This is a genomic window from Kineococcus glutinatus (assembly GCF_039542765.1).
GTDB classification, from domain to species: Bacteria; Actinomycetota; Actinomycetes; order Actinomycetales; family Kineococcaceae; genus Kineococcus_A; species Kineococcus_A glutinatus.
Map to the genome: position 1 here is coordinate 1 of NZ_BAABIL010000468.1, position 1,632 is coordinate 1,632.

General features: G+C 78.0%; 3 protein-coding genes. 2 read left to right on the forward strand and 1 reads right to left on the reverse strand.

Annotated elements, in window-relative coordinates; all coding sequences use genetic code 11:
• A partial coding sequence (locus tag ABEB16_RS16175) for a LysR substrate-binding domain-containing protein (RefSeq protein WP_345713253.1) occupies window positions 1–679 on the forward strand: 679 nt, incomplete at its 5' end.
• Window positions 680–725: 46 nt separating this feature from the next.
• On the forward strand, window positions 726–1,049 hold the full coding sequence (locus tag ABEB16_RS16180) for a hypothetical protein (RefSeq protein ID WP_345713254.1): 324 nt from the start codon (window positions 726–728) through the stop codon (window positions 1,047–1,049).
• On the opposite strand, the gene ABEB16_RS16185 is transcribed toward ABEB16_RS16180, so the two are convergent.
• Window positions 1,010–1,456, reverse strand: a complete 447-nt coding sequence (locus tag ABEB16_RS16185; protein ID WP_345713255.1) for a MarR family winged helix-turn-helix transcriptional regulator — start codon at window positions 1,454–1,456, stop codon at window positions 1,010–1,012. The genes ABEB16_RS16180 and ABEB16_RS16185 overlap by 40 nt on opposite strands.
• Window positions 1,457–1,632: the final 176 nt, after the last annotated feature.

Sequence of the window (1,632 nt, forward strand, 5' to 3'; positions counted from 1 at the left end):
CCTGCTGCCGCACGCCCTCGCCGAGCTCGCCGCCGCCTCCGCGGGCCGGCGCGCCGTCGACGACGTCGCGGGCCTGCTGCGCGGGGAGGTGCGCGCCGGCATGGTCACCGGCTGCGCGCTGCCGGGGTTCTTCGACGCGATCGCGGAGTTCTCCGCCGAGCACCCGGGCGTGCGGACCGGCCTGCGCGAGGGCACGTCCGCCGACCTCGTCGAGGCGGTGCGCGAGGGTTTCCTCGACCTCGCCGTCGTCGGCGCGCACGGCGAGCCGGCACCGGGGCTCGGATCGCTCGTCCTCGTCGACGAACCCCTCATCGCCCTGCGGCGCAGGGACGCCGACCCGCCGGCGGTCCTGGCGCTGGCCGAGCTGTGCGCGGGGCCGCTGGTCACCCTGCCGGTGGGTGCGGGCATCCGCGCCGCCCTCGACGCCGCCTGCGCCGGGCTGGGGCCGCAGCCGCGCCCCGCGTTCGAGGCGAGCACCCCGGAGGTCGTCGCGGGGCTCGCGGCGCGGGGGTTGGGCACCGCGGTGCTCAGCGCCTCGATGAGCGGCGTCCACCCCGACCTCGTGCGCGTCGACCTCGTCCCGGCGCCGACCGCGCGGCTGGAGGTGGTGTGGCGCGAACCCCCGCCCGGCCCGGCGGTGCGGCGGCTGCTGCGGCACGTGCGGGCACACCTGGGGTGAACCCCGCGCCCGGGCCGGGACCCGCACCGCGCCGTACCGTGGCCGGGTGGAGCACCCCGTGACGCCGGACGGGCGCTACCTCGTCGTCCGCGGCCGGTTGTGGCGCCGGGCCGATCCGGGGCTGGACCCGGCCGAGCGGGAGCGGCTCGTCGCGGAGCTGATGGCGGCGCGGCGGGCGAAGGGCGCGGCGCTGCGCGCGGAGGTGGCCGCCGCGCGGGAGGCGGCCCGGCAGCGGCTGGACGCGGCGAAGCGGGCCCTGGGCGAGCGGGGCCCGGTGTGGTGGGACGACGGCGCGCCGGACCTGACCCGCCACCTGGTGCGGACGACGCCCTACGCGGGGTGGTTCGGGGAGCTGGGGCCGGCGGGCTGAGCGTCGCCGGGCGGCAGCTGTGCGGCGCACCAGGTCTCGGTGCGCAGGATGGCGCGCTGGGTGGGGCGGGCCTCGGCGCAGCGGGTGCGCCCGGCGTCGGTGATGCGGATCCACACGGAGCGGCGGTCGGCCTCGCAGGCGGCGCGCAGCACGAGGCCGTCGCGCTCGAGGCGGCCGACGAGCCGGGACAGCGCGCTCTGGCTGAGGTGGACGCGGTGGGCGAGGTCGGCCATCCGCAGCTCGCCCTGCACCGCGCAGGCGTCGAGCTGCTGCAGGACCTCGAACTCGCTCGAGGAGAGCCCGTGCGCGGACCCGAGCTCGCGGTCCAGCCTGCACGCCAGCCGGTTGTAGCGGCCCATGAGCTCGTGCCAGGACCGGGCGAGCGCTTCGTCGGACACCTCTGCCACCCCCGGAGGGTACTCCCCGCCCCAGATAGATGCAACGACAATAAATGCTTGCGCATCTGATGCACATGCATGAGGCTCGGGCCATGACCCCCCTCCCCCGTGCCGCGTCCCGCACCGCACCGGCGAGCCCCCTCACCGTCACCACCCGCTCCGGCTGGTCGCACCGGACCTGGCTG